The 1,793-nt window shown below is 69.1% G+C and carries 2 protein-coding genes and 1 pseudogene; 2 read left to right on the forward strand and 1 reads right to left on the reverse strand.

Features of this window, described 5'->3' with window-relative positions; translation table 11 throughout:
* Nucleotides 1–441, reverse strand: a pseudogene (locus tag VS93_RS26290) (hypothetical protein); the annotation flags it as partial.
* A gap of 320 nt (nt 442–761) precedes the next feature.
* Between VS93_RS26290 and VS93_RS26295 the strand changes: the two are divergent.
* Both VS93_RS26295 and VS93_RS26300 read left to right on the forward strand, forming a co-directional pair.
* Nucleotides 762–968, forward strand: a complete 207-nt coding sequence (locus VS93_RS26295) for a DUF2795 domain-containing protein (protein ID WP_046472527.1) — start codon at nt 762–764, stop codon at nt 966–968.
* A complete protein-coding gene (locus VS93_RS26300; RefSeq protein WP_156185033.1) occupies nt 958–1,668 on the forward strand; it encodes a hypothetical protein in 711 nt (236 codons plus the stop codon). The genes VS93_RS26295 and VS93_RS26300 overlap by 11 nt, the downstream gene beginning before the upstream one ends.
* The last annotated feature ends 125 nt before the right edge of the window (nt 1,669–1,793 follow it).

Here is a 1,793-nt window from a genome sequence, read left to right on the forward strand (position 1 = left end):
GGTCTGGCCGAGGTGGGCCAGCAGCCTTGGCCAGTCGTCGACCGCCCAGGGGTTGGTGCCTTGGGCGATGTCGCCGAGCACGGTGAGCGAGCCGCGGGTGCGGCGCCGCCCGATGTAGACGTGGTCGGCGTCTGGGCCGCGGGTCGCCGACGGCGACTCTCCGGGGGCGGCCTCGTAGACACCGCCGGGCGGGTAGTCCAGCCGGCCGAAGAACAGCGGAACGTCGGAGAAGTCGACCAGGGACTCGGCGCGTCGTTCGCGGTCGCGGGTCAGTTCCCGGTTGGCGAAGGTGTAGTCGGCGTCCTCGGAGGAGTCCTGCACGGTCGCGGTGGTGACGACGTCCTCATGCATACGCCCCAGGGCGGCGCGGGCCTCGGTGAGGAAGGCGCATTCGGCCTGGATCACAGGGTCGACAGCGGGATTGGGCGCGCGTTCGGCCATGGTGAGAGCAACCTCGGCGGAGAAATCGGAGGGATGAACCTACTGCGTTCACCAGGGGCGCTGATAACTCTACTCTTACGAGACTGTAGAGTATGATGTTGCGGAGGCCGGTGCCGCTGAATCGCTGTGTACCCCACCGGTCTTCAACCCCATCGCAGTGGCTGGGCGCGCTTCCTCAGAGACAGCCGTCTCTGCGCCCGCGCCACTGCGGTGGATCCGATGTTCTTCTCCAGGCCCACTTGGTCTCGGAGGTCTCGTGATGGACACCGGGACGTGTGAGGTAGGCCCCACGGATATCCCGCAACAGTGAAAGGAGCGGCATGATCGTCACGCGACGGGAGATCGCCGACCACCTGGAAGGCGCGTTCGGTTCCGGTCCCGTGCAGCGGGGAGAGTTGATCTCCTCCGCCGAACTGCAGGGCGCGCGCCCGGAAATACTGAGCGTTCTCGGCCGCCTGCCGGATGGTTCGTTTTCGAACCTGCGGAGCCTGTGGGACCACTTGCCGGAAATTCCGCGTGATGCGTGAAGCCGCGATACACCCGCTACTGGGGTCGGTCGCGTTGGCCGATGCCGCCGCAGGGCACGCGCCATCGGGGCGCATTGGGGTGTTGCACGGCGCCGACAAAGCGAGTCGGGTCCGTGCTGCGCGGCTGCGCGCGCGCCTGGTGGCCTCCGGGATGGAGTCGCTGGAGGTGACGCCGTTGGAAGCGCGGTGGAGAAGGGAGACGCTACGCGGTAGCGGTGTGGACCTCCTGGTGGATGCGGGCGGGTTCGGCCCGGCCGAGGCGCGCCGCATCGCGGCGTTCGCCGGGGTGCCGCTGCTGGCGCTTCCTGCAGGCTCCGCTGAGGCGAGCGGGACCTCCCATCCGGTGATCGGCCTGCATGCCGGGCGACGCCTGGCGAGTGTGGCATTGGGTCGCGTCGAACTGCGCCCTCCACGAAACGGATCGGGTCTGGTATCGGTGTCCCTGGACGGCGTGCGGTTCCAGGTCCGCGACCGGGAGAGACTGCGCGTGAGCCTGGTCGGCAGAGGCGGGGCGAGCCAGCTGGCCGGTGCCGTGCTCGGAGTCACCGCGGTCATCTATCGGGGCGTCGAACTCACAGCGGAGGCGGTCGGCGGGCTCGGGAGCCTGGAAGCCGACGGCCGACCCGTGGAGCCTGCGGAAGACGCCGTGACGTGCCGGGCCATGCGTGAGCGCCTGCGGGTTCTGCCGGTGGCCCGTTGAAGCCGGGAACACTCTTTCCCATCGACTGGCTGCCGTGGAGTGCGCGAGCAGGCGTGAGGCAGAGGCGCTGAGGCCGGTAACCGAAGCGCGGCCGAGTGGTTGCCCCGGCAACGTCCTTCTCAGGC

Source organism: Allosalinactinospora lopnorensis, assembly GCF_000981225.1.
Classification (GTDB): domain Bacteria; phylum Actinomycetota; class Actinomycetes; order Streptosporangiales; family Streptosporangiaceae; genus Allosalinactinospora; species Allosalinactinospora lopnorensis.

Coding starts and splice junctions, on each gene's coding strand:
- VS93_RS26295 (WP_046472527.1), top strand. CDS start 762: ATGATCGTCACGCGACGGGAGATCGCCGACCACCTGGAAGGCGCGTTC.